We start from the raw sequence: 25,540 nt of genomic DNA, 5'->3' as shown, positions 1-25,540 counted from the left end.
GGACCGCCAGGCTCATTGCAACCATGCGGACCCGATCAGTGAAAAAAGCCCTCTCCTTTGCCGGCCTGCTGCTGGCCTGTTTCATGAGCGTCGCCCAGGCGGCGCCGCAGACCCAGGAACTCGCCTCCGGCAGCGCCCTGCTGGTCGACCTCAAGACCAACCAGGTGCTCTACTCCAGCAACCCCGACCTGCAGGTACCGATCGCTTCGGTGACCAAGCTGATGACCGCCATGGTGGTGCTGGATGCCAAGCAGCCGCTGGACCAGCAGCTCAGCATCGTGATCAAGGACGTGCCCGAGATGCGCGGCGTCTATTCGCGCGTGCGCCTCGGCAGCCAGCTGAGCCGCCGCGACATGCTGCTGCTGACCCTGATGAGCTCGGAGAACCGCGCCGCCGCCAGCCTGGCCCACCACTACCCGGGCGGCGTGCCGGCCTTCGTCGCGGCGATGAATGCCAAGGCCCGCGCCCTGGGCATGAACCACACCCGCTATCGCGAGCCGACCGGCCTGTCGGAGAAGAACGTCTCCACCGCCAACGACCTGGTCAAGCTGATCAAGGCCGCCGGCCAGTTCCCGCTGATCGGCCAGTTCAGCAGCACCCGCGAGCACGTCCAGCAGTTCGCCAAGCCGCGCTACAGCCTCGGCTTTCGCAACACCAACAGCCTGGTGCACAAGCCGAACTGGAGCATCCAGCTGACCAAGACCGGCTTCACCAATGCCGCCGGCCACTGCCTGGTGATGCGCACCCAGATGGCCGGCAAGCCGGTGGCCTTCGTGGTGCTCGACGCCTTCGGCAAGTACACCCACATGGCCGACGCCAACCGCCTCAAGCGCTGGCTGGAGACCGGCCAGGTGACCAAGGTGGCGCCGGCGGCGCTGGCCTACAAGCAGCACAAGCAGGCCGAGCGCGCCCGCAGCATGCAGGCGGCGCAGTAAGGCCGCAGTCGTTCGCAGAACCCGGCCACGGCCGGGTTTTTTCTGCGCGGGACTTGGTGCCCGGCCGGCTTCGATGGAAACTGCCGGCCTCACCGCGACAAGGAACCACGTCCGCCATGCGTACCCTCGCCCTGGCCGCCTGTGCCGGTCTGCTGCTGTTCATCCATGCCCGCTGGGGCTGGGTACCCATCCTCGACTCGGCCAACCTGGCCTTCCACGAGGCGGGCCACCCGCTGTTCGGCCTGGTCTCGTCGCGGCTGATGGTCTACGGCGGCACCCTCATGCAGCTGTTGCTGCCACTGGCGGCGGCCTGGCAGCTGCACCGCCAGCACCAGGTCGGCGGCAGCCACCTGTGCCTGATCTGGTTCGCCGAGAACCTGCTCAACGTGGCCCGCTACATGGCCGATGCACGTCGCCAGGAGCTGCCCCTGGTGGGCGGCGGCGACCACGACTGGACCTTCATCCTGGGCAGCTGGGGGCTGCTGTCCGCCGACACCACCCTGGCCGCGTGGCTGCGGGTGCTGGCCGTCGGCCTGATGGCCTGGGTGATCTGGCGCGACTGGCGGCTGGCGCGCGCGGCCCGCGGCTGAAGCCGCGAGCCCCGTGCGCCGGGCGACTCAGAGGAACCAGCGATACTCCCGCGCGCTGATGTCGTGCATGAACTGCAGGTGATCCTGGCGCTTGTTCTCGCAGTAGACGAAGACGAACTCGCTGCCCAGCTTGTCCTTCACCACTTCGTGGCTGGCCATGGCCGCCACCGCGGTCAGCATGTCCTTGGGGAAGCCGATGCCGCTGCTGCGGTCCTGGTTGAGCGAGGGGATCGGCTCGCGGCCCTGCTCCAGGCCGTGTTCCATGCCGCTGAGGATGGCCGCCAGCACCAGGTAGGGGTTGGCGTCGGCGCCGGCCAGGCGGTGTTCGATGCGCAGGTTGCGGCCGTCCGACTCGGGGATGCGGATGCACGCGTCGCGGTCTTCGAAGCCCCAGCTGGCCTTGCTCGCCGAGTTGACCATGGCGCCGTAACGGCGGAAGGCGTTGTGGTTGGCGGCGAAGATCGGCATGCAGTGCGGCAGCAGCTCCAGGCAGCCGGCCACGGCGTGGCGCAGCGGGCGCTGCTCATCAAGGTCGAGCAGGTTGTTGCCGCCCTCGTCGTACAGGCTGACGTGCACGTGCATGCCGCTGCCCGGTGCGTCCAGGTAGGGCTTGCTCATGAAGCTGGCCCGGTAGCCATGTTTCATCGCCACGCCGCGGGTGCTGCGGCAGAACAGGGCGGCCTGGTCGGCGGCGTGCAGGCCGTCGTCGCAGTGGGCGAAGTTGATCTCGAACTGGCCCGGACCCAGCTCGGCGGTGATCACGTTGGCGTCCACGCCCTGCTCCTGGGCCGCCTCGACCATCTCGTGCAGCACCTCGGAGAAGCGCGACAGGCGCTCGATATGCATGTTCGGCTGGTCGTCCTCGTCATCGGTCAGCGGGTCGCGCGGGAAGCGCGGCAGGCCGCTCTCGAGCTTCTTGTCGAACAGATAGAACTCCAGCTCGAAGGCCACCACCGGGCGGATACCCTTGGCCTGCAGGCGTTTCAGCACGCGGGCCAGCACCTCGCGCGGTTCGAACTCGATCGGCGCTTCGGTGCCGTCGGAGCTGATCAGCATCTGCCCCAGCGGCTGCTTCTCCCAGCGCACCGGCTTGAGGGTGCCGGGGATCAGGCGGCGCGGCGCGTCCGGGTCGCCGTCGTTGAAGCAGTAGTCGCCGATCGGGTGCAGGCCGCCCTGGGCACCGAGCAGCACGCAGTTCTGCGGCACCTTGAGCGGGCCGCCGGCGGCGACCTTCTCCAGCATGTCGAGGGGGTAGCGCTTGCCGTAGAAGTGCCCGGGGATGTCCAGGCAGATCAGTTCGACGTAGCGCACGTCGGGGTGGGCGGCGCGGAAGGCGCGCACTTCGCTGAGCAGGTCGGGGAATCTTGTTGTTGTCATGGCGATATCTGCGGCGGGTCAGGTGAAGACCCAGAGCACTCGGGTGGGGGAATCGGTGAGGTTGGCGTAGCGGAACTGGGCGTGCGGCGGCAGCTGGAAGCTGTCGCGCGGGCCGAGGGTGACCGGTTCGGCGTCGTCGCCGTACCAGACGGTCAGCTCGCCTTCGAGGACGAAACCGCCCTGCTCGGAGCTGTCGTCGAGGTGGCCCTCGCCGCTGCTGGCGCCCGGTTCGAGGAAGCTCTCGAGCATGGCGAAGCCGCCGGACATGCCCGGCGAGGCCAGCACGTCGGTGATGCCGCCGGCGTAGTAGAGGGTGCGGCGCTCGTCCGGGCGGGTCACCCAGCGCACCGCGCGTGGCTTGCCGGGGTTGTAGAAGTAGGTGGTCGGCACGCCCAGCGCCTCGCTGATGGCGGTGAGGTCGGCCACGGTCGGGCGCGACAGGCCGCGCTCGACCTGGGACAGGAAGCCCACCGAGCGGCCGATGCGCTCGGCCAGCTCGCCCAGGGTGACGTTCTTGTGCTTGCGCAGGTCGCGCACCAGGATCGCCAGGCCTTCGATTTCGTCTTGCTTATCCATAGGGAGTCCTTGGATGGCCCGGATGCAGTCCGGGCCAGGGGATCAGATCACATCGCGCAGGCGGTACCAGGCCTTGCCCACCGCCTCGATGGGCGCGGCCAGTAGGTCGCCGCCGGGGAAGCGCGGGTTGTCCAGGCCCTGGTACAGGCCGAGCAGCTCGTCCTGGCCGAGGATGGCATCGCTGACCGCGCGGGCGGCGGCCAGGGTCGGCAGGATGCCGTGGCCGGAGAAGCCCTGCAGCCAGTACTTCTGGCCCTGGCGGCCGACATCCGGAGTGCGGTGCATGGTGCAGTCGATATGGCCGCCCCAGCCGTAGTCGATCTGCACCCCGCGCAGCTGCGGGAACACGCGCTCCAGGTAGGGCCGGGTGGCTGCCGGCACGTCCTTGGGGATGCCGCCCAGGTAGGTGCAGCCGCCGCCGAACAGCAGGCGATTATCCGGAGTGACGCGGAAGTAGTCGGGGACGAACTGGTTGTCGATGGCGCAGGTGCCGCGCGGGAACAGCGAGCGCGCCAGCTCCGGGTCGAGCGGCGCGGTGGCCACCTGGTAGGAGCCGACCGGCAGCAGGCGCTTCGACAGCTCGCGGTCGAGGCCGTCGACATAGGCATTGCAGGCCAGCACCAGAATGTCGCCGCGCACCTCGCCGTGCTCAGTGCGCACGCGGTAGCCGTCGGCGGTCTGCTGCCAGTCCAGCGCCTGGCTCTGCTCGAAGATCCGTCCGCCGGCCGCCTCGATGGCGCCTGCCAGGCCCTGTGCCAGCTTCAGCGGGTTGAGGTGGGCGGCGCCGGCATCGAACAGCGCGGCCAGGTAGCGCGGGCTGGCGATCCACTGCGGCAGCTCCTCTTTGGCGATGAAGCTCAGCTGCGCATAGCCGTACTTCTGCTCGGCTTCCTCCAGGCTCTCCTGCAGCTGGCGCACGCGGCGCGGCAGCACCGCGGTGTACAGCGCGCCGGTGCGGTAGTCGATGTCGAAACCGTGGCGGCCGGGCAGCTCGCGCATCTCCTCGGCGGCCCAGACCATGCTGTCCCACAGGCGCCTGGCGCGTTCCAGGCCCAGAGCCTTTTCCAGCGGCGGCATGTCGCAGGACCAGCCCGGCAGGGCCTGGCCGCCGTTGCGCCCGGAAGCGGCCCAGGCGATGCGGCTGGCCTCCAGCAGCACCACCTTCTTGCCGGCCAGGGCCAGGCGCAGGCCGGTGTGCAGGCCGCTGAAGCCGCCGCCGACGATGACCACGTCGCAGTCGAGCGCTTCCTGCAGGTGCGGGCGCAGGGGGATCTGGCCATAGGTGGCGGCGTAGTAGGTGCCGATGTGCTGCGCGGACTGCTTGAACATGGGAGCCTCGTGAAATTTATTGTTCTGTATTTCATGAAAAAATACACAATAAAGTTCACAAGGCCAAGACCGGCCGGTCAGTATTTCGCCCAGTCGCGTCCGCCCAGGCATTCGCCGAGGTAGTCGAGGAAGCAGGTGATGCGCGCCGCCAGGGCCGTGTTGCGGTAGTACACGGCATTGATCGGCTGGCGCCGGTCGACGCGCCAGTCGGCCAGCACTTCCACCAGCGCACCGCTGGCGCGGTCCTGCTCGGTCATGAAGTCGGACAGGCTGACCAGGCCGGCGCCGGCCAGGGCCAGCTGACGCAGGGTTTCGCCGCTGGAAGCCCTGAGTGTGGGGCGGATCGCCAGGCTGTCGCCCTGGGCGTGGCGCAACGGCCAGCTGTTGAGGTGCTCCAGCTGGGTGAAGCCGAGCAGGTCGTGGCCTTCCAGCTCGGCCGGGGTCTGCGGCATGCCGCGCGCGGCCAGGTAGGCGGGGCTGGCCAGCACGCGCACGGGGCTGCAGCCCAGTGGCCGGGCGTGCAGGCTGGAGTCACGCAGCGCGCCGATGCGGATGGCCAGGTCGGTGCGCTGCTCCAGCAGGTCGATGTTCTGCTCGTTGCTGGTCAGTTCCAGCTCGATCTGCGGGTAGCGCTGGCGGAAGCCGGCCACCAGCGGAATCAGCACATGCAGCAGGAAGGGCGTGGCGGCATCCACGCGCAGGCGCCCGGCCGGCGCCTGGCGGCGCAGGCTCATCTGTTCCTCGGCCTGTTCCACGGCGGCGAGGATGCGCCGCGCCTGGGCGAGAAAGGCCGAACCCTCTTCGGTCAACTCCAGACGCCGGGTGGTGCGGCGCAGCAGGGTGACGCCGAGCTTGTCCTCCAGGCGCCCGAGGGCGCGGCTGATGCCCGAGGCAGTCTGCCCCAGCTGCTCGGCGGCGGCGCTGATGGAGCCGGCGTCCACCACGTGGGTGAAGGCCTGCAGTTCGTCCAGGGTCGTTTTCATTGTTGCTGCTCGGGCAAGAATAGCGGGGTCATTGCCTGAGTCTGGCGCGCCAGCCGTGGCGCGGCAATCGATGCGTAGCCGAGTTGCGTGGATGCGACATGCGCGCCGGCCGGGCATGCGCCGGGGCCTGCCGACGGCTATTCTCGCGGTTTTCATCGTCAGGGGCAGGCCATGCAGATTCGCAGCGACTTCGACAGCGGCAATATCCAGGTGCTGGACGCCAGCGACCCGAGCCGGGTGCGCCTGGCCATCCGCAAGGACTTCGCCAGCGAGCATTTCCAGTGGTTCCACTTCCTTGCCGAGGGCCTGACGCCGGGGCAGACGCACCGCTTCAGCCTGGAGAACGCGCCGCAGTCCAGCTACAAGAACGCCTGGGCCGGCTACCAGGCGGTGGCCAGCTATGACGGCGAGGACTGGTTCCGCGTGCCGACCACCTATGACGAGGGCGGCCTGCACTTCCAGCTAACGGCCGAGCAGCCCAGCGCCCGCTTCGCCTACTTCGAGCCCTACAGCCGCGCGCGCCATGCCCGGCTGCTGGTGCGTGCGCTGGCGCTGCCCAACGTCGCCCTGGTCGCCTGCGGCAGCAGCCTGCAGGGCCGCGAGCTGCCGCTGCTGCAGGTGCGCGGCACGGCGGCGGCGCCACGCAAGATCTGGCTGATCGCCCAGCAGCACCCCGGCGAGCACATGGCCGAGTGGTTCATGGAGGGCCTGATCGAGCGCCTGGAGCAGCCGGACGACGCGCTGCGCACCCTGCTGGCCGAGGCCGACCTGTACCTGGTGCCGCACATGAACCCGGATGGTTCCTTCCTCGGCAATCTGCGCACCAACGCCGCCGGCCAGGACCTCAACCGTGCCTGGCAGGCGCCTTCGGCCGAGCGCAGCCCCGAGGTGCTGTTCGTCCAGCAGCAGATGGCGCGTATCGGCGTGGACGCCTTCCTGGATATCCACGGCGACGAGGAAATCCCCCACGTGTTCGCCGCCGGCTGCGAGGGCAACCCCGGCTTCAGCCCGCGCCTGGATGCGCTGGAGCAGGAGTTCCGCGAGCGCCTGAGCGACGCCGGCGAGTTCCAGACTCTGCACGGCTACCCGCGCGACGAACCGGGCCAGGCCAACCTGGCGCTGGCCTGCAACTGGGTGGGGCAGACCTACGACTGCCTGGCCTTCACCATCGAGATGCCGTTCAAGGACCACGACGACCATCCGCAGCCGCGCACCGGCTGGAACGGCGCGCGCTCCAAGGGCCTGGCCCGGGCGGTGCTGCGGGTGCTGGCGGGGCTGGTTGGCAAGCTGCGCTGAGACAGCGACGGGGGCCGCCGGCAGCGTTCAGAGGTCGTTGCCGGGTTCCCAGCCGCTGTCGCGCGGGCGGCGATCCTCACCACTGCGACGGTCCTGCTCGAAGCGGATGGTCTGCCGGCGCTCGCCGTTCTTGCGGCGCTCGCCCTTGCTCTTGTCGCGGGTATCGATCTGGAAATGGGCCTTGGGCCGCGGCGCCTTGGCGGGCTCCTGCGGCTCCAGGGAAAACTCCAGCGGGGGAAGGTCGTCGGCCATGACGGGACTCCTGTGCCAGGCTCCCGCACGCGGGGATGCGGACGGCGGCCATCCCCCTTCACCCTAGTCAGTGCGGCGCCGGCCCGCCAGGTCGTTCGTCTTGCCCCCGCTCAGCGGCGCGCGCCGCGTACCCCTTCGGCCAGCTGGGCGCACAGGCTCAGTACGCCGTCGATGGCCTGGGGCGGCGATTCGGCCTTGGCGATCTGGTCGACCAGTGCCGAACCCACCACCACGCCATCGGCGCGGCGCGCCACGTCGGCGGCGTGCTCGGGGGTGCGGATGCCGAAGCCGATGCACAGCGGCAGGTCGGTATGCCGGCGCAGGCGGGCGACGGCCTGCTCGACGTGGTCCATGGTGGCCGCGCCGGCACCGGTCACGCCGGCCACCGAGACGTAGTAGACGAAGCCCGAGCTGCCGTTGAGCACGGTGGGCAGGCGCTGGTCGTCGGTGGTCGGGGTGGTCAGGCGGATGAAGTCCAGACCGGCGGCCTGGGCCGGTTCGCACAGTTCGTCGTTATGCTCCGGCGGCAGGTCGACGATGATCAGACCGTCGACTCCGGCTTCCTTCGCGTCGGCGATGAAGCGCTCGACACCGTAGGCGAAGATCGGGTTGTAGTAGCCCATCAGCACCAGCGGCGTGCGGCTGTCGGTGGCGCGGAATTCGCGGACCATCTGCAGGGTCTTCGGCAGGTTCTGCTTCGCCGCCAGGGCGCGGATGTTGGCCAGCTGGATCGCCGGGCCATCGGCCATCGGGTCGGTGAAGGGCATGCCCAGCTCGATCACGTCGGCACCGGCGGCCGGCAGACCCTTGAGGATTTCCAGGCTGCTGGCGTAGTCCGGGTCACCGGCGGTGACGAAGGTCACCAGCGCGGCACGGTTCTGTTGTTTCAGCTCGGCAAAGCGGCTCTGCAGGCGGCTCATGCGTGCTTCTCCTGCTCTTGTTCAACTTGGGGGCTCATGTGATGCATCACGGTCTGCATGTCCTTGTCGCCGCGGCCGGACAGGTTGACCACCATCAGGTGCTCCTTGGGCAGCTTGGCCGCGCGCTTGAAGACTTCGGCCAGGGCGTGGGCCGACTCCAGGGCGGGGATGATGCCTTCCAGGCGGCAGCACTGGTGGAAGGCCTGCAGCGCTTCGTCATCGGTGCAGGGCACGTACTCGACGCGCTTGATCTCGTGCAACCAGGCGTGTTCGGGGCCGACGCCCGGGTAGTCGAGGCCGGCGGAGATCGAGTGGGCATCGGTGATCTGGCCATCCGCGTCCTGCAGCAGGAAGGTGCGGTTACCGTGCAGCACGCCCGGCGCGCCGCCGGCCATGCTGGCGGCATGCTTGCCGGTGTCGATGCCGTGACCGGCCGCCTCGACGCCGACGATCTGCACGCCTTCGTCATCGAGGAAGGGGTGGAAGAGGCCGATGGCGTTGGAGCCGCCGCCGATGCAGGCAACCAGCGAATCGGGCAGGCGGCCTTCCTTCGCCAGGATCTGCTCACGCACTTCATTGCCGATCACCGACTGGAAGTCGCGGACCATGGCCGGATACGGGTGCGGGCCGGCGGCGGTGCCGATCAGGTAGAAGGTGTTATGGACGTTGGTCACCCAGTCGCGCAGGGCTTCGTTCATCGCATCCTTGAGCGTGCCGGTGCCGGCGGTGACTGGAATCACCTCGGCGCCCAGGAGCTTCATGCGGAACACGTTGGCCTGCTGGCGGTCGATGTCGGTGGTGCCCATGTAGACCACGCATTGCATGCCGAAGCGCGCGGCCACGGTGGCGGTGGCCACGCCGTGCATGCCGGCGCCGGTCTCGGCGATGATGCGTTTTTTGCCCATGCGCTTGGCCAGCAGGATCTGGCCGATGCAGTTGTTGATCTTGTGCGCGCCGGTGTGGTTCAGGTCTTCGCGCTTGAGGTAGATCTTCGCCCCGCCGAAGTGCTCGGTCAGGCGCTCGGCGAAGTACAGCGGGCTGGCCCGACCGATGTAGTCGCGCTGGAAGTAGGCCAGCTCCTCGAGAAAGGCCGGGTCGGTCTTGGCCTTTTCATATTCGGCGGCCAGCTGGTTGATCAGCGGCATCAGGGTTTCGGCGACGAACTGGCCGCCGAAGCGGCCGAACAGGCCCTTGGCGTCGGGACCGCTGCGGAATGAAGTCATGTCAGGCTCCTGGCGGGAGTGGCTAAGCGGGTGATGGCGCCATTCTACCCCTGGCTGCGGGTCTGAAAAGCGATTAGATTGCGCTAACCTGTCAGAAAAACTCACCAATGCCATGAGCCGAGAACTGCCCCCGCTGAATGCCCTGCGCGCCTTCGAGGCCGCTGCCCGCTTGCAGAGTGTCAGTCAGGCCGCGGAAGAGCTGAGTGTCACCCACGGCGCGGTGAGTCGGCAGATTCGTGCGCTGGAGGAACAGCTCGGCCTGGCTCTGTTCGTCAAGGATGGGCGCGGCGTAAAACTCACCGATGCCGGTGTGCGCCTGCGCGATGCCGCCTCCGATGCCTTCGAGCGCCTGCGCGGCGCCTGCGCCGAGCTGCGCCAGCGCCAGGACGACGCGCCCTTCGTGCTCGGCTGCCCCGGCAGCCTGCTGGCGCGCTGGTTTATCCCGCGTCTGGATCGCCTCAACCGCGAGCTGCCGGAGCTGCGCCTGCAGCTGTCGGCCAGCGAGGGCGAGCTGGACCCGCGTCGCCCCGGAGTGGACGCCACCCTGTGCTTCGCCACGCCGCCCTGGCCGGCGGACATGCAGGTGTTCGAGCTGGCCGCCGAGCGCATCGGTCCGGTGCTGAGCCCGCGCTATGCCCGCTTCGCCGAGCTGGCCGAGCGCCCCGCCGCCGCCCTGCTCGGCGAGCCGCTGCTGCACACCGCCTCGCGCCCGCAGGCCTGGCCGCAGTGGGCGCGGGCCCAGGGCCTGGACCCGGCGGCGCTGCGCCAGGGCCAGGGCTTCGAGCATCTGTATTACCTGCTGGAGGCCGCCGCCGCCGGCCTCGGCGTGGCCATCGCGCCGCAGCCGCTGGTGGCCGACGACCTGGCCGGCGGCCGGCTGGTCGCGCCCTGGGGCTTCGTCGAGAGCCCGGCGCGCCTGGCGTTGTGGGTGCCGGGGCGCAGCCGCGACAGCCGCGCCGAGCGCCTGGCGCAGTGGCTGGGGCGGGAGCTGGGCGGCTGAATCTCGACTAGCCTCAGACAGGAGTCCATTTGCCTGAGGAACAGCTCATGTCCGATCACCGCACCTACAAGAAGATCGAAGTCGTCGGTACCTCCAAGGTCAGCATCGAGGATGCCATCGCCAACGCCCTGGCCGAATGCGCCAAGAGCGTGCGCAACATGGACTGGTTCGAGGTGGTCGAGACCCGCGGCCATATCGTCGACGGCAAGGTGGCGCACTACCAGGTCGACCTCAAGGTCGGCTTCCGTATCAGCAACAGCTGAGCGGCGCACGGATTTTCCCGGCGTTCCCGGTTAGCCTGCAGCGGTGCGGGGCGGAGTGCCCCGCGCGCTCATCGACGAAGGAGTGTTGAACATGAAACGACTGATGCTGGGCCTGGCCTTGCTCCCCCTGGCCGGTTCCGTACTGGCCGCCGGCAAGCCCTGCGAGGAGCTCAAGGCGGAGATCGACGCCAAGCTCAAGGCCAAGGGCGTGGCCGCCTACAGCCTGGAAGTGGTCGACAAGGGCAGCGCCGGCGACAAGCAGGTGGTTGGCAGCTGCGAGGCCGGCAGCAAGGAGATCGTCTACCAGCGCGGCTGATCGCGGCGCGGCAGGCATCGGGCCGGAGCTCCGCGAGGGGCTCCGGCCTTTTCGTTCAGGGGACGAGCTGTTCTTCCCAGTGCGGGTCGGCCTGCAGCCGCGCGGCGAGGAAGTCCAGCAGCGCACGCAGGGCCGGCAGCATCTGCCGCCGCGAACCGTACAGGGCGTGGATGCCCAGGGCTTCGGCACGGTACTGCGGCAGTAGCTGCACCAGGCGCCCGGCGCGCAGCAGCGGTGCCGCCGCATAGAGCGGCTGCAGGCTGATGCCGGCGCCGGCCACGCTGGCTTCCAGCAGCACGGTGGATTCGTTGGCGCTGATGTTGCCGCTGACCGGCACGCCGCTCGGTTCGCTGTCGCGCTCGAACTGCCACAGGCTGCGGCCGAAGTAGGCGTAGGTCAGGCAGTTGTGCCGGGCCAGTTCCGCCGGCGTCTGCGGCGTGCCGTGGCGCGCCAGGTAGGCCGGCGCGGCGCACAGCACCGAGTGGCAGGTGGCCAGGCGCCGGGCGATCAGGTTGGGGTCGAGCTGGTTGGTGATGCGCAGGGCCAGGTCGATGCGCTCCTCCACCAGGTTGACTGCCTGGCTGCTCACCTGCAGGTCGACGGCCACCGCCGGATGCCGCTCGACGAAGGCGGCCACCGCTCGCGCCAGCCAGGCCTGGGCGAAGGACTGGCTGCTGGCGATGCGCAGGGTGCCGCCCAGCTGGCTGCTGGCGCGCTGGCCGGCGCTCTGCAGTTCGTCGGCCAGGGCCAGCATGTCGCGGCAGCGCGGCAGCAGCTCCGCGCCCATGCCGGTCAGGCTCAGGCGGCGCGTGGTGCGGTGCAGCAGGCGTGCGCCGACCCAGCTTTCCAGTTCGCCCAGGTAGCGCGAGATCATCGCCCGTGACATGTCCAGGTGCTCGGCGGCGGCCGTCTGGCTGCCGCGCTCGACCACTTCGACGAAGACCCGGGCGGCGGTGAGTCGGTCCATGATTCGCTCGATTCATGCAATAGAGATGGCCAGGTTAGCCGGCTTTTTGCGCGCTTTCGAGCAACTAAGATGCGCCTCGTCCCACCCCATTCCCGAGGTCCGCATGTCTCTTCGTTCCCTTCTCGGCGCTGCCCTGCTCGCCTTCACCGGCCTGGCCCAGGCCGCGCCCCTGCAGCTGCAGGTGTACAACCCCGGCGAGGCCGCGGTGTTCCCGGTCAGCTCGACCCTGATCAGCGGCGAGCGCGAGGCCATCCTGGTCGATGCGCAGTTTTCCAGCCGCGAGGCCGCCGAGCTGGTGCGCCTGGTCGAGGCCAGCGGCAAGCGCCTGACCACCATCTACATCAGCCACGGCGACCCGGACTTCTACTTCGGCCTGCAGAGCCTCAAGGAGGCTTTCCCCGAGGCCCGGGTGCTGGCCACCGCCGCTACCGTCGAACACATCCGCGCCACCCAGGCCGGCAAGCTGGCCTACTGGGGGCCGATCCTCAAGGATACGGCGCCGAGCCGGGTGATCCTGCCCGAGGTGCTGGCCGGCGACAGCCTGGTCCTCGAAGGCGAGAAGCTGCAGGTGATCGGCCTCGACCCCGAGCGCACCACCCTGTGGATTCCGTCGCTCAAGGCCGTGGTCGGCGGCGTGCTGGTGGACGCCGGCGAGCATGTGTGGACCGCCGATACCCAGACCGTGCAGGCGCGCCGCGACTGGCTGGCGATGCTCGAGCGTATCGAGGCGCTGCAGCCGGCGGTGATCGTGCCCGGTCACTACCTGGGCGACGTGCCGCACACCCTGGCGGCCTTGCGCTTCACTCGCGGCTACCTCAAGGCACTGGAGCAGGAGCTGGGCCAGGCGCCGGACGCCGCCGCGCTGATCGCCGCCATGCAGCGCCGCTACCCGGGCCTGCCGGGCGAATCCAGCCTGGAACTGAGCGCCAAGGTGCTCAAGGGAGAAATGCAGTGGCCGTGATCCACTACTGGTACGACCCGCTGTGCGGCTGGTGCTATGGCGCCGCCCCGTTGCTGCAGGTGGCCGGCGCGATCCCCGGCCTGCGCATTGCCCTGCATGGTGGCGGGCTGTTCAGCGGCGCGCAGCGCCAGCGTCTGAACGCACCGCTGCGCCAGCACATCCTGGCGCATGACCAGCGCATCGCCGCGCTGAGCGGCCAGCCGTTCGGCGGCGCCTACCGCGACGGTCTGCTGCAGGATGCCGAGACCTGGCTGGATTCCGACCCACCAACCGCCGCCGTGCTGGCCGCCGAGGCTCTGGCCGGCCAGGGCCTGGCCATGCTGCATGCCCTGCAGCGGGCGCATTACCAGCAGGGGCGGCGCATTGCCGAGCCGGCCGTGCTGGCCGAGCTGGCACAGGAGTTGGGCCTGGCGGCGCAGGCGTTCCGCGTCGAATTGCAGCGCCACAGCGGCCCGGTGCTGGCCGAACACCTGGTCGCCAGCCGCCGCGCGCTGGCGCAGCTGGGCGGTGGCGGCTTCCCGACCCTGGCGCTGGAGCGCGATGGGCAGCTGCAGGTGCTCGATATCGGTGCCTACCTGGGGCGCCCCGAGGCCTGGCGCGAGTTCCTGCTGCGTGGCCTGGTCGAGGCGCAGTCGGCGACTGCCCAGGCGTTCTGCGCGGTCGACGGCAGCGGCGACTGCTGAGCGGCGGCTTGCCTTCGCCGGTCGTGCCCCCATATACGAGGTTCGACCCGAGGAGGCGCCCATGAGCCAGCTGTCCCACACTCCCTTCGCCGTACTCGACCTGGCGCCCATGCGCGACGACGACGTTGGCCCGGGCCCTGCCCTGCGCCGCTCGCTGGACCTGGCGCGGCATGTGGAGCGGCTCGGCTTCTCGCGCCTGTGGGTGGCCGAGCACCACAACATGGAGGGTATCGCCAGCTCCGCGACCGCCGTGTTGCTTGGCTACCTGGCGGCCAATACCTCCACCCTGCGCCTGGGTTCCGGCGGGGTGATGCTGCCCAACCATGCGCCGCTGGTGGTGGCCGAGCAGTTCGGCACCCTTGCCGCGCTCTACCCCGGGCGCATCGAGTTGGGTCTGGGGCGCGCGCCGGGTGCCGACCAGGCCACCGCCCGCGCCCTGCGCCGTGACCGCCTGGGCAGCCCGGACGACTTTCCCGAGGACGTCGCCGAACTGCAGGCCCTGCTCGGCCCGCGTCAGCCCGGGCAGCGAGTGATCGCCCTGCCCGGCATGGACAGCGGCATCCCTATCTGGCTGCTCGGCTCCAGCCTGTTCAGTGCCCAGCTCGCCGCCGAGCGTGGCCTGCCCTACGCCTTCGCTTCGCACTTCGCGCCGCGCTACCTGCACCAGGCGCTGCGCATCTACCGGGAGAACTTCCGGCCTTCGGCCGTGCTCGACAAGCCCTACGCCATGATCGGCGTACCGCTGATCGCCGCGCCCAGCGACGAGGAAGCCGAGTTCCTCGCCACCAGCGCCTACCAGCGCGTACTGGCGCTGATGCGTGGCGAGAGCCTGGTGCTGCGCCCGCCGGTGGAAAGCATGGCCGGCCGCTGGCAGCCGCACGAGCAGGCGGCGGTGGGCGATTTCCTCGGCCTGGCGGTGATCGGGGGGCCGCAGAAGGTGCGTGCGCGCCTGGAGGTGCTGCTGGAGCAGACCGGCGCCGACGAGCTGATCTTCACCTGCGACCTGTACCAGCCCGAGCACCGCCTGCGTAGCTTCGAGATAGCCGCCGGGCTGCGCTAGGCGAGCAGCGGCTGGGGTAAGAATCAGGCGGTGAGAGGCCCTTGGCCCTCTCCCGGGGGGAGAGGGGGAAGCATGCCGTCAGCCGAAGGTGTTGCAGCGTAGCACCTTGGCCCGCGCCAGCACCTGGCGGTCCGCGCCGTACAGCCAGCCCTGGGCCTTGTACTGCAGCGGCCGCGCCTCGATGCGGTAGCGCTGGCCGGCGGCGAAGCCGTCGTAAGCGAAGCGCAGGTGGCAGGTCATCTGCAGCGGTTCGCCGTTGAACTCGTCGCCGCCGCCACCGCCGGCCACCTCGAACTGGAAGCGCACATCCAGCTGATGCGCACCGGGGGCGACCTGGAAGTAGCGGCCGTCGGGCCAGCGCTGGTCGTCCAGGCGATGCGCCATCAGGGTGTAGCCCGCCGTGGCGTAGAGATCGACCCAGGCCTTGCCCGCATCGGGCTGTGGCAGCGGGCTGGCGCAGGCGCCGAGGGTGAGCAGGGACAGCAGCAGGGGAGTACGCATGGTGCAATCCTCGGGGTGATGGTTGAGCATAACGCCGTTCAGACCTCGCCGCAGCGCCCCTCGCGTGCCCGCGCCAACGGACGGTCCTGCGCGTCGCGCAGTTGCGCCCAGGGGCGAAAGCCGCGGTGGCCAGCATCCAGTCGGTAGCGCTGGCCGGCGCTGAACTCGGCGTAGTCCAGTTCGAGCAGGCAGGTGCGCGGCAGCGCCTGCGCTCCGCCGGTGTCGGCGGGCGCTACCTCGAAGCGCAGGCGCATCTGCAATGTATGACGCCCCGGGGGCACCTGGAAGTAGCGCGAATCTTCCAGCATCCGCTCATCCACCCGCACCGCCTGTAGGCCCGGCGCCAGGTCGATCCAGGCCTGAGCGGGGTCGTGCCAGGCTGGCAACAGGGCGCAGCCGCCGAGGACCAGGGACAGGGGGCTGAGCAGCAGTAGGCGCATTGCGGGCTTCCTTGGGGGCGCGGCAATGCACTAGGCTCGCGCAATGCCTATTGCCCTTCTCGACCGCCCTTTGCGGTGGCTGGTTCCCGTGCTGTGCGGCGTCCTGCTGAACGGTTGTGCCAGCCTCGACTACTACGCCCAGGTCAGCCGTGGCCAGCTCGACCTGCTGGCCGCGCGCCAGCCGGTGGCCGCGCTGCTCGCCGCGCCGCACACCGACCCCGAACTCAAGCGGCGCCTGGCCCTGGCCCAGCAGGCACGGACCTTCGCCAGCGCCGAGCTGGGCCTGCCGGACAACCGCAGCTACCGCCTGTATGCCGACCTGCAGCGGCCCTATGTGGTGTGGAATGTGTTCGCCACCCCGGAGCTGTCGCTGCAGCCGCTGACCCACTGCTTCCCGATTGCCGGCTGCGTGGCCTACCGCGGCTACTACCAGCAGGGCCGCGCGCGGGGCGCCGCCGCCCTGCTGCAGGCCGAAGGCCTCGACACCTATGTGGCCGGCATCGAGGCCTACTCGACCCTGGGCTGGTTCGCCGACCCCATCCTCAACACCATGCTGCGCTGGGACGACCAGCGCCTGGCCGCGGTGATCTTCCACGAGCTGGCCCACCAGCAGCTTTACGTGCAGGACGACACGGCGTTCAACGAATCCTTCGCCAGCTTCGTCGAGCAGCAGGGTCTGCGCCAGTGGCGCGCCGCCCGTGGTCTGGCCAACGACGATGCGCAGGAAGCGCGCATGCGCCGCCAGTTCACCGCGCTGATCCTGGCCAGCCGCGAGCGCCTGCAGGCGCTGTACGATGGGCCGCTGGACGATGCCGGCAAGCGCGCCGCCAAGGCCGCCGAATTCGAGCGCCTGCGCGCGGAGTACCGCACCCTGCGCGACGCCCAGTGGGGCGGCGACGCGCGCTACGACGCCTGGATCAATGCCCCGCTGAACAACGCCCGGCTGCTGCCCTTCGGTCTCTATGACCAGTGGGTGCCGGCCTTCGCCGCGCTGTTCGAGCAGGCCGGCGGCGACTGGGCGGAGTTCTACCGGCGGGCCGAAGCGCTCGGCGAGCTGGAGCCTGGCCAGCGCGAGCGGGCGCTGCAGCAGCTTGGCCACACCGTCAGGCGCTAGCCCTGGTCGTAGCCCTCGGCCAGGTGCAGGTCTTTGAGCTTCACGTAGTTGGCCGCGCTGTAGGCGAAGAACGCGCGCTCCTGGTCGGTCAGGGCGCGGGCCTGCTTCACCGGGCTGCCGACGTACAGGTAGCCGCTCTGCAGCACCTTGCCCGGCGGCACCAGGGAGCCTGCGCCGATCACCACCTCGTCCTCGACCACCGCGCCGTCCATCACGATGCTGCCCATGCCGACCAGGATGCGGTTGCCCAGGGTACAGCCGTGCAGGGTGACGTTGTGGCCGATGGTCACCTCGTCGCCGATCAGCAGCGGGTAGCCGTCGGGGTTGAAGGGCCCGGCGTGGGTGATGTGCAGCACGCTGCCGTCCTGCACGCTGGTGCGCTTGCCGATCCTGATCCGGTGCATGTCGCCGCGCACCACGGCCATCGGCCAGACCGAGGCGTCCTCGCCCAGCACCACGTCGCCGAGTACCACGGCCGAGGCGTCGACGAAGGCGCGCGGGCCCAGCTGTGGAGTGGTACCCCGGTAAGTTCGAATCGCCACGATAGTCTCCTTCAGGCTGCGGTTGTCGCAGATTGTAATTAACATGCCGGCCATCAAGGTTGTGAAAGGCCGCTGGCGGCCCCATAAACCTGTTCTGCATTCGCGTATCCAAAGGTGCCTCGCCGTGACCGCTGCCAATCCCCTGCTGCAAGACTTCGACCTGCCGCCCTACTCCCAGATCAAGCCCGAGCATGTCGAGCCGGCTATCGACAGCATCCTGGCCGACAGCCGCGTGGCCATCGCCGAGCTGCTCAAGACCCAGCAGGCCAGCCCGAGCTGGGACGGCCTGGTGCTGGCGCTGGACGAGCTGAACGCGCGCCTGGGCCGCGCCTGGGGCCCGGTCAGCCACCTCAACGCGGTGTGCAACAACGCCGAGCTGCGCGCCGCCTACGAGGCCTGCCTGCCCAAGCTGTCCGAATACTGGACCGAGATGGGTCAGAACAAGCCGCTGTTCGAGGCCTACGACGCCCTGGCCAAGAGCCCGGCGGCCGCCGGTTTCGACGTCGCGCAGAAGACCATCCTCGACCACGCCCTGCGCGACTTCCGTCTGAGCGGCATCGACCTGCCGGCCGAGCAGCAGAAGCGCTATGGCGAGATCCAGATGAAGTTGTCCGAGCTGGCCAGCCGCTTCTCCAACCAGCTGCTCGACGCCACCCAGGCCTGGACCAAGCACATCACCGATGAAGCGGCCCTGGCCGGCCTTACCGACTCGGCCAAGGCGCAGATGGCCCAGGCCGCGCAGGCCAAGGAACTGGACGGCTGGCTGATCACCCTGGAATTCCCCAGCTACTACGCGGTGATGACCTACGCCGACGACCGCGCCCTGCGCGAAGAGGTGTACACCGCCTACTGCACCCGCGCCTCCGACCAGGGGCCGAACGCCGGCCAGCACGACAACGGCCCGGTGATGGCCGAGATCCTCGACCTGCGCCAGGAACTGGCGCGCCTGCTCGGCTTCGCCCACTACAGCGAGCTCTCCCTGGCCAGCAAGATGGCCGAGAGTACGGACCAAGTTCTGCACTTTCTGCGTGACCTGGCGGTGCGCAGCAAGCCGTTCGCCGAGCAGGACCTGGCTGAGCTCAAGGTCTTCGCCGCCGAGCAGGGCGTGGCTGACCTTGCGAGCTGGGACGTCGGCTACTTCAGCGAGAAGCTGCGCCAGCAGCGCTACAGCATCTCCCAGGAGGAAGTGCGCGCCTGGTTCCCGATCGACAAGGTGCTGACCGGCCTGTTCGCCATCGTGCAGAAGCTCTACGGCATCGAAATCAACGAGCTCAAGGACTTCGATACCTGGCACCCGGACGTGCGCCTGTTCGAGATTCGCGAGAACGGTCAGCACGTCGGCCGCTTCTTCTTCGACCTCTACGCCCGCGCCAACAAGCGTGGCGGCGCCTGGATGGACGGCGCCCGCGACAAGCGCCGCGCCGCCGATGGCAGCCTGGTCAGCCCGGTGGCCAACCTGGTGTGCAACTTCACCCCTGCGGTTGGCGGCAAGCCGGCGCTGCTGACCCACGACGAGGTCACCACCCTGTTCCACGAGTTCGGTCACGGCCTGCACCATCTGCTGACCCGCGTCGAGCATGCCGGTGCCTCCGGCATCAACGGCGTGGCCTGGGATGCGGTGGAGCTGCCCAGCCAGTTCATGGAGAACTGGTGCTGGGAGCCCGAGGGCCTGGCGCTGATCTCCGGCCACTACGAGACCGGCGAGGCGCTGCCGCAGGCGTTGCTGGACAAGATGCTGGCGGCGAAGAACTTCCAGTCCGGCCTGATGATGGTGCGCCAGCTGGAGTTCTCGCTGTTCGACTTCGAGCTGCACGCCAGCCACGGCGACGGCCGCAGCGTGCTGCAGGTGCTCGAAGGCATCCGCGACGAGGTGGCGGTGGTGCGTCCGCCGGCCTTCAACCGCTTCGCCAACAGCTTCGCGCATATCTTCGCCGGCGGTTACGCGGCCGGTTACTACAGCTACAAGTGGGCTGAAGTGCTGTCCGCCGATGCCTTCTCCAAGTTCGAGGAAGAGGGCGTGCTCAACCCGGCTACCGGCCGCGCCTTCCGCGAGGCGATCCTGGCCCGTGGCGGCTCGCAGGAGCCGATGGTGCTGTTCGTCGACTTCCGCGGCCGCGAGCCGAGCATCGACGCCCTGCTGCGTCACCTCGGCCTGAGCCAGGAGGCGGCGTGATGAGCGAGCCGAAGAAGCGCTTTATCGCCGGCGCCGTGTGCCCGGCGTGCAGCGCCCAGGACACCATCAAGATGTGGGACGAGGACGGCACCCCGCACCGCGAGTGCGTGACCTGCGGCTACGCCGACACCCTCAACGCCCAGGGCCAGTCGGTGCCCAAGGAGCTCGGCACCCGGGTCAACCGGGCCGAGCCCAAACCGTCGGCCAGCAAGGGCCAGCCGGTGCAGTTCTTCCCTAATCCCAAGCTGAAGAAGTGACGCGGCGCTCGCCGAATCAGGCGAGGTAAAGCGTCCGACGGAATAGGCTGGCGAGGCCTTGGTAAAAATAATACTGTGTATGTATACAGTATTCTTGAGTCCTCGCCATGTCCGTCCCTATCCCGCCGCGCGGCCGCGGCACCGCCAGCAATCCGCATAATCGTTTTGCCCCGACCCGCAGCCAGGCCGAGGACGATGGCTGGTTCCAGGCCGAGACCCCGCCCTGCCGCGCCACCGAGGTGCGTGCCGAGCGGGCGAAGACGGTGATCACCCGCAACCAGTCGCCGGACGTCGGCTTCGACCGTTCGGTGAATCCCTATCGCGGTTGCGAGCATGGCTGCATCTACTGCTTCGCCCGGCCGACCCATGCCTACTGGGACCTGTCGCCGGGCATCGACTTCGAGACCCGGCTGATCGCCAAGACCAACCTGGCCGAACGCCTGGAACAGGAGCTGAGCAAGCCCGGCTACGTGCCGCAGCCCATCGCCCTGGGCATCAACACCGACGCCTACCAGCCGATCGAGCGCGAGCAGCGCCTGACCCGCCAGGCCCTGGAGATCCTGCTGCGCTACCGCCACCCGCTGCACCTGATCACCAAGAGTTCGCTGATCCTGCGCGACCTCGACCTGCTGCAGGACCTGGCCGCGCGCAACCTGGTCAGCGTGGCGCTGAGTCTGACCACCCTGGACGACGAGCTGAAGCGCATCATGGAGCCGCGAACCGCCTCGCCCGGCGCGCGCCTGCGCACCCTGCGCGAGCTGCGCCAGGCCGGCGTGCCGGTCGCGGCGCTGGTGGCGCCGATCATCCCGATGATCAATGACATGGAACTGGAGCGGATTCTCGAGGCGGCCCGCGACGCGGGCGCCAGTTCGGCCGGCTATGTGCTGTTGCGTCTGCCGCTGGAGATCGCCGGGCTGTTCGAGGAATGGCTGCGCGCGCACTTTCCCGAGCGCGCCGAACACGTCATGAGCCTGATCCGCCAGTCGCGCGGCGGCAAGCACTACGACAGCCGCTTCGGCACCCGCATGCGTGGCGAGGGCGCCTTCGCCGACCTGCTGGCGCAGCGTTTCGCCCTGGCGCGCAAGCGCCTGGGCCTGGAGTGCCGCGACTTCGAACTGGATTGCAGCCAGTTCGCCCCGCCCGGTCGTCAGTTGGCCCTGTTGTGAGCGAATTGTGACTCGATGCTGCTGGCGGCTGTCCGCATGCCAGGTCGATAATCCGCGCCAGCGCAACGGTTCAGCACGAGGTAGACGCAATGCCCTACAAGCACAACGCCATTCCCCTGCAGGCGCGCACCGCGCCGGAAAGCGCCGACGAGGCGCTGAATGCCATCGTCGGCGGCTTCAAGCGCTTCCGTACCGAGGTGTTTCCGCAGCAGGAGGAACTGTTCAAGGCGCTGGCCAGCGCGCAGAACCCGCGGGCCATGTTCATCACCTGCGCCGACTCGCGCATCGTCCCCGAGCTGATCACCCAGAGCGCACCGGGCGACCTGTTCGTCACCCGCAACGTCGGCAACGTGGTGCCGCCCTACGGGCAGATGATGGGTGGCGTGTCCACCGCCATCGAGTACGCGGTGCTGGCCCTGGGCGTGCAGCACATCATCGTCTGCGGCCACTCCGACTGCGGCGCGATGAAGGCGGTGCTCAACCCGCAGGGCCTGGAACGCATGCCCACGGTGAAGACCTGGTTGCGCCACAGTGAGGTGGCGCTGCGCGTGGTCGAGGAGAACTGCGGCTGCGACGGCCACGACACCCTGGGCATCCTCACCGAGGAGAACGTGGTGGCCCAGCTCAACCACCTGTCGACCCACCCCTCGGTGGCGGCCAAGCTGGCCAGCGGCCAGCTGTTCATCCATGGCTGGGTGTACGACATCGAGACCAGCGCGATCCGCGCCTACGACGCCGAGCGCGGCACCTTCCTGCCCCTGGATGGCGAGGTGGTGCCGATGGCCACACCCAGGGCGCGCTACCCGCAGCCGTGACACGCCGAGGCCCGCAGATGCGGGCCTCGTTGCGTTCAGGCGCTGATCGGCAGGCCCAGCTCGACACCCAGCTGGCGCGACAGGCACGGCCAGTTCTGCCAGGCCGCCACCGTCTGCGGGCTGCTCAGGCGGGCGCGGTACTCCTGCACCGAATCCTGCTGGAACACCTGCTCGTCGAGCAGCCCTTCCACCGCATGGTGTACGGCCTCGTCCAGCTGGTTGGCGAAGGGCTCGCCGATCAGCTGGTGGGCGATCACGTTGGCCACCGTGGTATCCAGCGGGATCAGTGGCTGGCCCAGATGGGCGATATAGCGATCGTTGACTTCCTCGACCAGGCGGTGGGCCAGGTAGGCCTCGTCGAGCAGGGCATCCAGGCCCTGGTGGCCCTCCAGGATGCTCGGCGGGCTGAGGAAGAACTGTTCGGCCAGCTTCAGCACCGGCTTCACCCGGGCTTCGATGCCGGCCTCGCGGGCCACCGCATGGGCGGCGTCGAGCACGTCCGGCACCTGCTCGACATAGGCGGCGACGAAGCGTGCGAGTACGCCGCGGGCATCGCTGGCGGGCAGCTGGATGGTCGGGTGCAGGCGGTCGAGCTGGCTTTCCAGCTGACGCGCCAGGTCGCCGCTGCTGGTTTCGTGGGCAAGGGCGCGCTGGATCTGTTCGCGCAGGGCGGGGGTATTCATGACGGCTCCGGAACGGGACATGAGGGTGGCAAACGAGAATTCATCTTAGCTGGCCGAGGGCGATGACTAAGATCGGATTGTCATAATTAATTCATGTTTATGCATCGGGGCTATATCGACCCGCTTGATCACGTCCGCCATCCCACGCCGCCCTAGGCCTGCGCGGTGTGCATGGAAATCGGGCGTTATTTTTCTGACTGCGTTGTGCTGGCGCGGTCGCTGGCTATACTCGAAATCGCAAGGCGTTACCTGATGGAACCGGACGGGCTGCGGCACGGAGAGGTTTCGACAGCGGTAGCCAGCAGTATCGGCATGGTCGATCCCTAGCCGCGGGCTTTAGCCGGCGGGATAACAAGAACAACGAGGGGAACCCGCAATGATGCGACATCCACGAGTCTGGATGGGCCTCCTGCTGTGGTTGGCATTCGGCTCGGCGCAGGCCGAGTGGGCAGTGAACATGCTGCCGGGTGTCACCGAGGTCAGCCGTTCAGTCTTCGACCTGCACATGATCATTTTCTGGATCTGCGTCGTGATCGGCGTGGTGGTATTCGGCGTGATGTTCTGGTCGATGCTGATCCACCGCCGTTCCACCGGCCAGAAGCCCGCCCACTTCCATGAAAGCACCACGGTGGAGATCCTCTGGACCGTGGTGCCTTTCGTCATCCTGGTGGTGATGGCGGTGCCGGCGACCAAGACGCTGATCGAGATCTACGACACTTCCGAGTCGGAACTGGACATCCAGATCACCGGCTACCAGTGGAAGTGGCACTACAAGTACCTGGGCCAGGACGTCGAGTTCTTCAGCAACCTGGCTACTCCGGCCGCGCAGATCAACAACCAGGCCGAGAAGGGTGAGCACTACCTGCTGGAGGTGGACGAGCCGCTGGTGGTGCCGGTGGGTACCAAGGTGCGCTTCCTGATCACCGCCGCCGACGTGATCCACTCCTGGTGGGTGCCGGCCCTGGCGGTGAAGAAGGACGCCATCCCCGGCTTCGTCAACGAATCCTGGACGCGCATCGAGGAGCCCGGCATCTACCGTGGCCAGTGCACCGAGCTGTGCGGCAAGGACCACGGCTTCATGCCGGTGGTGGTCGAGGCCAAGAGCAAGGAAGACTTCGCCAAGTGGCTGGCCGTGCGCAAGGAAGAGGCCGCCAAGATCAAGGAACTGACCAGCAAGGAATGGACCCGCGAGGAGCTGGTGGCGCGTGGCGAGAAGGCCTACCAGACCAGTTGCGCGGCCTGTCACCAGCCGAACGGCGAGGGGTTGCCGCCGATGTTCCCGGCGCTCAAGGGCTCGGCCATCGCCACCGGTCCGGCCCAGGGCCATATCGAGATCGTGGTCAACGGCAAGCCGGGCACCTCCATGGCCGCCTTCGGCAAGCAACTGTCGGAAGTCGATATCGCCGCCATCATCACCTACGAGCGCAACGCCTGGGGCAACGCCATGAACGACATGGTCACGCCCAAGGACATCCTCGCGTTCAAGCAGGCTCAGGAGTAAGGACATGAGTGCAGTGATCGATCCGGGCCACGCTGGCCACGGTCATGCCGGACATGACCATCACCATGGCCCGGCCAAGGGCCTGATGCGCTGGGTGCTGACCACCAACCACAAGGACATCGGCACCATGTACCTGTGGTTCAGCTTCGCCATGTTCCTGCTCGGCGGGTCCATGGCCATGGTGATCCGCGCCGAACTGTTCCAGCCCGGCCTGCAGATCGTGCAGCCGGAATTCTTCAACCAGATGACCACCATGCACGGCCTGATCATGGTGTTCGGCGCGGTGATGCCGGCCTTCGTCGGCCTGGCCAACTGGATGATCCCGCTGATGGTCGGCGCGCCGGACATGGCCCTGCCGCGGATGAACAACTTCAGCTTCTGGCTGCTGCCCGCGGCCTTCCTGCTGCTGGTCTCGACCCTGTTCAGCGAGGGTGGCGGGCCGAACTTCGGCTGGACCTTCTACGCGCCGCTGTCGACCACCTACGCGCCGGAGTCGGTGACCTTCTTCATCTTCGCCGTGCACCTGATGGGCATCAGCTCGATCATGGGCGCGATCAACGTGATCGCCACCATCCTCAACCTGCGCGCTCCCGGCATGACCCTGATGAAGATGCCGCTGTTCGTCTGGACCTGGCTGATCACCGCCTTCCTGTTGATCGCGGTGATGCCGGTACTGGCCGGCTGCGTGACCATGATGCTGATGGACATCCACTTCGGCACCAGCTTCTTCAACGCGGCCGGCGGCGGCGACCCGGTGCTGTTCCAGCACGTGTTCTGGTTCTTCGGCCACCCCGAGGTGTACATCATGATCCTGCCGGCCTTCGGCGCCGTCAGCTCGATCATCCCGGCCTTCGCGCGCAAGCCGCTGTTCGGCTACACCTCGATGGTCTATGCCACCGCCTCGATCGCCTTCCTGTCGTTCATCGTCTGGGCCCACCATATGTTCACCGTAGGGATACCCCTCACGGGCGAACTGTTCTTCATGTACGCCACCATGCTGATCGCCGTGCCCACCGGGGTGAAGGTATTCAACTGGGTGACCACCATGTGGCAGGGCTCGATGACCTTCGAGACGCCAATGCTGTTCGCCGTGGCCTTCGTCATCCTGTTCACCATCGGCGGCTTCTCCGGCCTGATGTTGGCCATCGCCCCGGCGGACTTCCAGTACCACGACACCTACTTCGTGGTAGCGCACTTCCACTACGTGCTGGTGCCCGGAGCGATCTTCGGCATCTTCGCCTCGGCCTACTACTGGCTGCCCAAGTGGACCGGCCACATGTACGACGAGACCCTCGGCAAGCTGCACTTCTGGCTGAGCTTCATCGGCATGAACCTGGCGTTCTTCCCGATGCACTTCGTCGGCCTGGCCGGCATGCCGCGGCGCATCCCGGACTACAACCTGCAGTTCGCCGACTTCAACATGCTCTCGTCGATCGGCGCCTTCACCTTCGGTGCGACCCAGTTCCTCTTCCTGTTCATCGTCATCAAGTGCATCCGCAGCGGCAAGCCCGCTCCGGCCAAGCCCTGGGACGGCGCCGAGGGGCTGGAGTGGACGGTGCCCTCGCCGGCGCCCTACCATACCTTCAGCACGCCGCCGGAAGTGAAGTAGGAGCGCGC

Annotated in this window: 28 protein-coding genes; 16 read left to right on the top strand and 12 right to left on the bottom strand. The window is 68.4% G+C overall.

Going from position 1 to position 25,540, the window contains the following annotated elements:
- The first annotated feature begins 83 nt into the window (after positions 1–83).
- On the top strand, positions 84–935 hold the full coding sequence (gene pbpG, locus DMO17_RS01645; protein WP_110680771.1) for a D-alanyl-D-alanine endopeptidase: 852 nt from the start codon (positions 84–86) through the stop codon (positions 933–935).
- Between the two features lie 116 nt (positions 936–1,051).
- On the top strand, positions 1,052–1,525 hold the full coding sequence (locus DMO17_RS01640; RefSeq protein WP_110680567.1) for a hypothetical protein: 474 nt from the start codon (positions 1,052–1,054) through the stop codon (positions 1,523–1,525).
- A gap of 27 nt (positions 1,526–1,552) precedes the next feature.
- Here DMO17_RS01640 and DMO17_RS01635 read toward each other — a convergent pair whose 3' ends face one another.
- From DMO17_RS01635 to DMO17_RS01620, 4 genes are all read right to left on the bottom strand, one after another.
- Positions 1,553–2,902 (bottom strand): glutamine synthetase family protein, encoded by a 1,350-nt coding sequence (locus DMO17_RS01635; RefSeq protein WP_110680566.1) that lies wholly within the window; start codon positions 2,900–2,902, stop codon positions 1,553–1,555.
- An 18-nt stretch (positions 2,903–2,920) separates the two neighbouring features.
- Positions 2,921–3,478, bottom strand: a complete 558-nt coding sequence (locus tag DMO17_RS01630; RefSeq protein ID WP_110680565.1) for a helix-turn-helix domain-containing protein — start codon at positions 3,476–3,478, stop codon at positions 2,921–2,923.
- A gap of 42 nt (positions 3,479–3,520) precedes the next feature.
- On the bottom strand, positions 3,521–4,807 hold the full coding sequence (locus DMO17_RS01625; protein WP_110680564.1) for an NAD(P)/FAD-dependent oxidoreductase: 1,287 nt from the start codon (positions 4,805–4,807) through the stop codon (positions 3,521–3,523).
- A gap of 77 nt (positions 4,808–4,884) precedes the next feature.
- On the bottom strand, positions 4,885–5,790 hold the full coding sequence (locus DMO17_RS01620; RefSeq protein WP_110680563.1) for a LysR family transcriptional regulator: 906 nt from the start codon (positions 5,788–5,790) through the stop codon (positions 4,885–4,887).
- A 171-nt stretch (positions 5,791–5,961) separates the two neighbouring features.
- On the opposite strand from DMO17_RS01620, the gene DMO17_RS01615 reads away from it, so the two are divergent.
- Positions 5,962–7,086 carry a M14 family metallopeptidase gene (locus tag DMO17_RS01615; RefSeq protein WP_110680562.1) on the top strand — a complete coding sequence of 375 codons (1,125 nt, stop codon included), beginning with the start codon at positions 5,962–5,964 and terminating at the stop codon, positions 7,084–7,086.
- A gap of 27 nt (positions 7,087–7,113) precedes the next feature.
- On the opposite strand, the gene DMO17_RS01610 is transcribed toward DMO17_RS01615, so the two are convergent.
- The 3 genes from DMO17_RS01610 to trpB all read right to left on the bottom strand — a co-directional run bounded on the left by DMO17_RS01610 (position 7,114) and on the right by trpB (position 9,481).
- On the bottom strand, positions 7,114–7,338 hold the full coding sequence (locus tag DMO17_RS01610) for a hypothetical protein (protein WP_110680561.1): 225 nt from the start codon (positions 7,336–7,338) through the stop codon (positions 7,114–7,116).
- 110 nt (positions 7,339–7,448) lie between these two features.
- Positions 7,449–8,258, bottom strand: coding sequence for a tryptophan synthase subunit alpha (gene trpA / locus DMO17_RS01605; RefSeq protein ID WP_110680560.1), 810 nt, complete (start codon positions 8,256–8,258; stop codon positions 7,449–7,451).
- Positions 8,255–9,481, bottom strand: coding sequence for a tryptophan synthase subunit beta (gene trpB / locus DMO17_RS01600; protein WP_110680559.1), 1,227 nt, complete (start codon positions 9,479–9,481; stop codon positions 8,255–8,257). Before trpB ends, trpA begins: the two co-directional genes overlap by 4 nt.
- Before the next feature lie 112 nt (positions 9,482–9,593).
- On the opposite strand from trpB, the gene DMO17_RS01595 reads away from it, so the two are divergent.
- From DMO17_RS01595 to DMO17_RS01585, 3 genes are all read left to right on the top strand, one after another.
- Positions 9,594–10,481, top strand: a complete 888-nt coding sequence (locus tag DMO17_RS01595; protein WP_110680558.1) for a LysR family transcriptional regulator — start codon at positions 9,594–9,596, stop codon at positions 10,479–10,481.
- 47 nt (positions 10,482–10,528) lie between these two features.
- Positions 10,529–10,744, top strand: coding sequence for a dodecin (locus tag DMO17_RS01590; protein ID WP_110680557.1), 216 nt, complete (start codon positions 10,529–10,531; stop codon positions 10,742–10,744).
- Between the two features lie 91 nt (positions 10,745–10,835).
- Positions 10,836–11,060: a DUF1161 domain-containing protein gene (locus tag DMO17_RS01585; RefSeq protein ID WP_076423464.1), complete on the top strand. Its 225-nt coding sequence runs from the start codon at positions 10,836–10,838 to the stop codon at positions 11,058–11,060.
- A gap of 55 nt (positions 11,061–11,115) precedes the next feature.
- Here DMO17_RS01585 and DMO17_RS01580 read toward each other — a convergent pair whose 3' ends face one another.
- A complete protein-coding gene (locus DMO17_RS01580; RefSeq protein WP_110680556.1) occupies positions 11,116–12,027 on the bottom strand; it encodes a LysR family transcriptional regulator in 912 nt (303 codons plus the stop codon).
- Positions 12,028–12,130: 103 nt separating this feature from the next.
- Between DMO17_RS01580 and DMO17_RS01575 the strand changes: the two genes are divergently transcribed.
- The 3 genes from DMO17_RS01575 to DMO17_RS01565 all read left to right on the top strand — a co-directional run bounded on the left by DMO17_RS01575 (position 12,131) and on the right by DMO17_RS01565 (position 14,731).
- Positions 12,131–12,988 carry an MBL fold metallo-hydrolase gene (locus tag DMO17_RS01575; RefSeq protein WP_110680555.1) on the top strand — a complete coding sequence of 286 codons (858 nt, stop codon included), beginning with the start codon at positions 12,131–12,133 and terminating at the stop codon, positions 12,986–12,988.
- Positions 12,979–13,671: a DsbA family protein gene (locus tag DMO17_RS01570; protein ID WP_220034059.1), complete on the top strand. Its 693-nt coding sequence runs from the start codon at positions 12,979–12,981 to the stop codon at positions 13,669–13,671. Before DMO17_RS01575 ends, DMO17_RS01570 begins: the two co-directional genes overlap by 10 nt.
- A 61-nt stretch (positions 13,672–13,732) precedes the next feature.
- Entirely contained in the window at positions 13,733–14,731 is a 999-nt protein-coding gene (locus DMO17_RS01565; RefSeq protein WP_110680554.1) for an LLM class flavin-dependent oxidoreductase, read from the top strand.
- Between the two features lie 78 nt (positions 14,732–14,809).
- Here the strand turns inward: DMO17_RS01565 and DMO17_RS01560 are convergent, their stop codons facing one another.
- On the bottom strand, positions 14,810–15,232 hold the full coding sequence (locus DMO17_RS01560) for a PA0061/PA0062 family lipoprotein (protein ID WP_110680553.1): 423 nt from the start codon (positions 15,230–15,232) through the stop codon (positions 14,810–14,812).
- Positions 15,233–15,270: 38 nt separating this feature from the next.
- The gene (locus DMO17_RS01555) at positions 15,271–15,672 is read right to left on the bottom strand and encodes a PA0061/PA0062 family lipoprotein (protein ID WP_110680552.1); all 402 of its coding nucleotides are present in this window, start codon (positions 15,670–15,672) and stop codon (positions 15,271–15,273) included.
- 43 nt (positions 15,673–15,715) lie between these two features.
- Here DMO17_RS01555 and DMO17_RS01550 point away from each other — a divergent pair, with 43 nt between their 5' ends.
- Positions 15,716–16,786: an aminopeptidase gene (locus tag DMO17_RS01550; RefSeq protein WP_110680551.1), complete on the top strand. Its 1,071-nt coding sequence runs from the start codon at positions 15,716–15,718 to the stop codon at positions 16,784–16,786.
- Here DMO17_RS01550 and DMO17_RS01545 read toward each other — a convergent pair.
- Positions 16,783–17,328: a gamma carbonic anhydrase family protein gene (locus DMO17_RS01545; protein ID WP_110680550.1), complete on the bottom strand. Its 546-nt coding sequence runs from the start codon at positions 17,326–17,328 to the stop codon at positions 16,783–16,785. The two genes, DMO17_RS01550 and DMO17_RS01545, sit on opposite strands and share 4 nt — an antisense overlap.
- Positions 17,329–17,452: 124 nt before the next feature.
- Here DMO17_RS01545 and prlC point away from each other — a divergent pair, with 124 nt between their 5' ends.
- The 4 genes from prlC (at position 17,453) to DMO17_RS01525 (ending at position 21,739) form a co-directional block, all read left to right on the top strand.
- Positions 17,453–19,501: an oligopeptidase A gene (prlC, locus tag DMO17_RS01540; RefSeq protein WP_110680549.1), complete on the top strand. Its 2,049-nt coding sequence runs from the start codon at positions 17,453–17,455 to the stop codon at positions 19,499–19,501.
- A complete protein-coding gene (locus tag DMO17_RS01535) occupies positions 19,501–19,758 on the top strand; it encodes a YheV family putative zinc ribbon protein (protein ID WP_110680548.1) in 258 nt (85 codons plus the stop codon). The genes prlC and DMO17_RS01535 overlap by 1 nt, the downstream gene beginning before the upstream one ends.
- Positions 19,759–19,865: 107 nt before the next feature.
- Positions 19,866–20,924: a PA0069 family radical SAM protein gene (locus DMO17_RS01530; RefSeq protein ID WP_110680547.1), complete on the top strand. Its 1,059-nt coding sequence runs from the start codon at positions 19,866–19,868 to the stop codon at positions 20,922–20,924.
- Between the two features lie 89 nt (positions 20,925–21,013).
- Complete coding sequence (locus DMO17_RS01525; protein WP_110680546.1) at positions 21,014–21,739, top strand: carbonic anhydrase; 726 nt, start codon at positions 21,014–21,016, stop codon at positions 21,737–21,739.
- 35 nt (positions 21,740–21,774) lie between these two features.
- Here DMO17_RS01525 and DMO17_RS01520 read toward each other — a convergent pair whose 3' ends face one another.
- Positions 21,775–22,422, bottom strand: coding sequence for a hypothetical protein (locus DMO17_RS01520; protein WP_110680545.1), 648 nt, complete (start codon positions 22,420–22,422; stop codon positions 21,775–21,777).
- A 376-nt stretch (positions 22,423–22,798) separates the two neighbouring features.
- Between DMO17_RS01520 and coxB the strand changes: the two genes are divergently transcribed.
- Together coxB and ctaD are read left to right on the top strand one after the other, a co-directional pair.
- Positions 22,799–23,923 (top strand): cytochrome c oxidase subunit II, encoded by a 1,125-nt coding sequence (coxB, locus tag DMO17_RS01515; protein ID WP_181418711.1) that lies wholly within the window; start codon positions 22,799–22,801, stop codon positions 23,921–23,923.
- Between the two features lie 4 nt (positions 23,924–23,927).
- Positions 23,928–25,532, top strand: coding sequence for a cytochrome c oxidase subunit I (gene ctaD / locus DMO17_RS01510; RefSeq protein ID WP_110680543.1), 1,605 nt, complete (start codon positions 23,928–23,930; stop codon positions 25,530–25,532).
- Positions 25,533–25,540 lie beyond the last annotated feature (8 nt).

Origin of the sequence: Aquipseudomonas alcaligenes, assembly GCF_003205495.1 — a bacterium.
GTDB classification, from domain to species: Bacteria; Pseudomonadota; Gammaproteobacteria; order Pseudomonadales; family Pseudomonadaceae; genus Aquipseudomonas; species Aquipseudomonas alcaligenes_B.
Note: the sequence above shows the minus strand (reverse complement) of the source record. Positions and strands in the feature narration are given on the sequence as shown.

What these genes read in the sequence shown, in the direction of transcription:
- DMO17_RS01565 (WP_110680554.1), top strand. Translation starts at nt 13,733, where the DNA reads ATGAGCCAGCTGTCCCACACTCCCTTCGCCGTACTCGACCTGGCGCCC.
- trpA (WP_110680560.1), bottom strand. Translation starts at nt 8,258, where the DNA reads ATGAGCCGCCTGCAGAGCCGCTTTGCCGAGCTGAAACAACAGAACCGT.
- ctaD (WP_110680543.1), top strand. Translation starts at nt 23,928, where the DNA reads ATGAGTGCAGTGATCGATCCGGGCCACGCTGGCCACGGTCATGCCGGA.
- coxB (WP_181418711.1), top strand. Translation starts at nt 22,799, where the DNA reads ATGATGCGACATCCACGAGTCTGGATGGGCCTCCTGCTGTGGTTGGCA.
- DMO17_RS01525 (WP_110680546.1), top strand. Translation starts at nt 21,014, where the DNA reads ATGCCCTACAAGCACAACGCCATTCCCCTGCAGGCGCGCACCGCGCCG.
- DMO17_RS01595 (WP_110680558.1), top strand. Translation starts at nt 9,594, where the DNA reads ATGAGCCGAGAACTGCCCCCGCTGAATGCCCTGCGCGCCTTCGAGGCC.
- DMO17_RS01630 (WP_110680565.1), bottom strand. Translation starts at nt 3,478, where the DNA reads ATGGATAAGCAAGACGAAATCGAAGGCCTGGCGATCCTGGTGCGCGAC.
- trpB (WP_110680559.1), bottom strand. Translation starts at nt 9,481, where the DNA reads ATGACTTCATTCCGCAGCGGTCCCGACGCCAAGGGCCTGTTCGGCCGC.
- DMO17_RS01635 (WP_110680566.1), bottom strand. Translation starts at nt 2,902, where the DNA reads ATGACAACAACAAGATTCCCCGACCTGCTCAGCGAAGTGCGCGCCTTC.
- DMO17_RS01520 (WP_110680545.1), bottom strand. Translation starts at nt 22,422, where the DNA reads ATGAATACCCCCGCCCTGCGCGAACAGATCCAGCGCGCCCTTGCCCAC.
- DMO17_RS01580 (WP_110680556.1), bottom strand. Translation starts at nt 12,027, where the DNA reads ATGGACCGACTCACCGCCGCCCGGGTCTTCGTCGAAGTGGTCGAGCGC.
- DMO17_RS01585 (WP_076423464.1), top strand. Translation starts at nt 10,836, where the DNA reads ATGAAACGACTGATGCTGGGCCTGGCCTTGCTCCCCCTGGCCGGTTCC.
- DMO17_RS01555 (WP_110680552.1), bottom strand. Translation starts at nt 15,672, where the DNA reads ATGCGCCTACTGCTGCTCAGCCCCCTGTCCCTGGTCCTCGGCGGCTGC.
- DMO17_RS01535 (WP_110680548.1), top strand. Translation starts at nt 19,501, where the DNA reads ATGAGCGAGCCGAAGAAGCGCTTTATCGCCGGCGCCGTGTGCCCGGCG.
- DMO17_RS01615 (WP_110680562.1), top strand. Translation starts at nt 5,962, where the DNA reads ATGCAGATTCGCAGCGACTTCGACAGCGGCAATATCCAGGTGCTGGAC.
- DMO17_RS01625 (WP_110680564.1), bottom strand. Translation starts at nt 4,807, where the DNA reads ATGTTCAAGCAGTCCGCGCAGCACATCGGCACCTACTACGCCGCCACC.
- DMO17_RS01640 (WP_110680567.1), top strand. Translation starts at nt 1,052, where the DNA reads ATGCGTACCCTCGCCCTGGCCGCCTGTGCCGGTCTGCTGCTGTTCATC.
- DMO17_RS01610 (WP_110680561.1), bottom strand. Translation starts at nt 7,338, where the DNA reads ATGGCCGACGACCTTCCCCCGCTGGAGTTTTCCCTGGAGCCGCAGGAG.
- DMO17_RS01550 (WP_110680551.1), top strand. Translation starts at nt 15,716, where the DNA reads ATGCCTATTGCCCTTCTCGACCGCCCTTTGCGGTGGCTGGTTCCCGTG.
- DMO17_RS01560 (WP_110680553.1), bottom strand. Translation starts at nt 15,232, where the DNA reads ATGCGTACTCCCCTGCTGCTGTCCCTGCTCACCCTCGGCGCCTGCGCC.
- DMO17_RS01590 (WP_110680557.1), top strand. Translation starts at nt 10,529, where the DNA reads ATGTCCGATCACCGCACCTACAAGAAGATCGAAGTCGTCGGTACCTCC.
- pbpG (WP_110680771.1), top strand. Translation starts at nt 84, where the DNA reads ATGAGCGTCGCCCAGGCGGCGCCGCAGACCCAGGAACTCGCCTCCGGC.
- DMO17_RS01575 (WP_110680555.1), top strand. Translation starts at nt 12,131, where the DNA reads ATGTCTCTTCGTTCCCTTCTCGGCGCTGCCCTGCTCGCCTTCACCGGC.
- DMO17_RS01530 (WP_110680547.1), top strand. Translation starts at nt 19,866, where the DNA reads ATGTCCGTCCCTATCCCGCCGCGCGGCCGCGGCACCGCCAGCAATCCG.
- DMO17_RS01620 (WP_110680563.1), bottom strand. Translation starts at nt 5,790, where the DNA reads ATGAAAACGACCCTGGACGAACTGCAGGCCTTCACCCACGTGGTGGAC.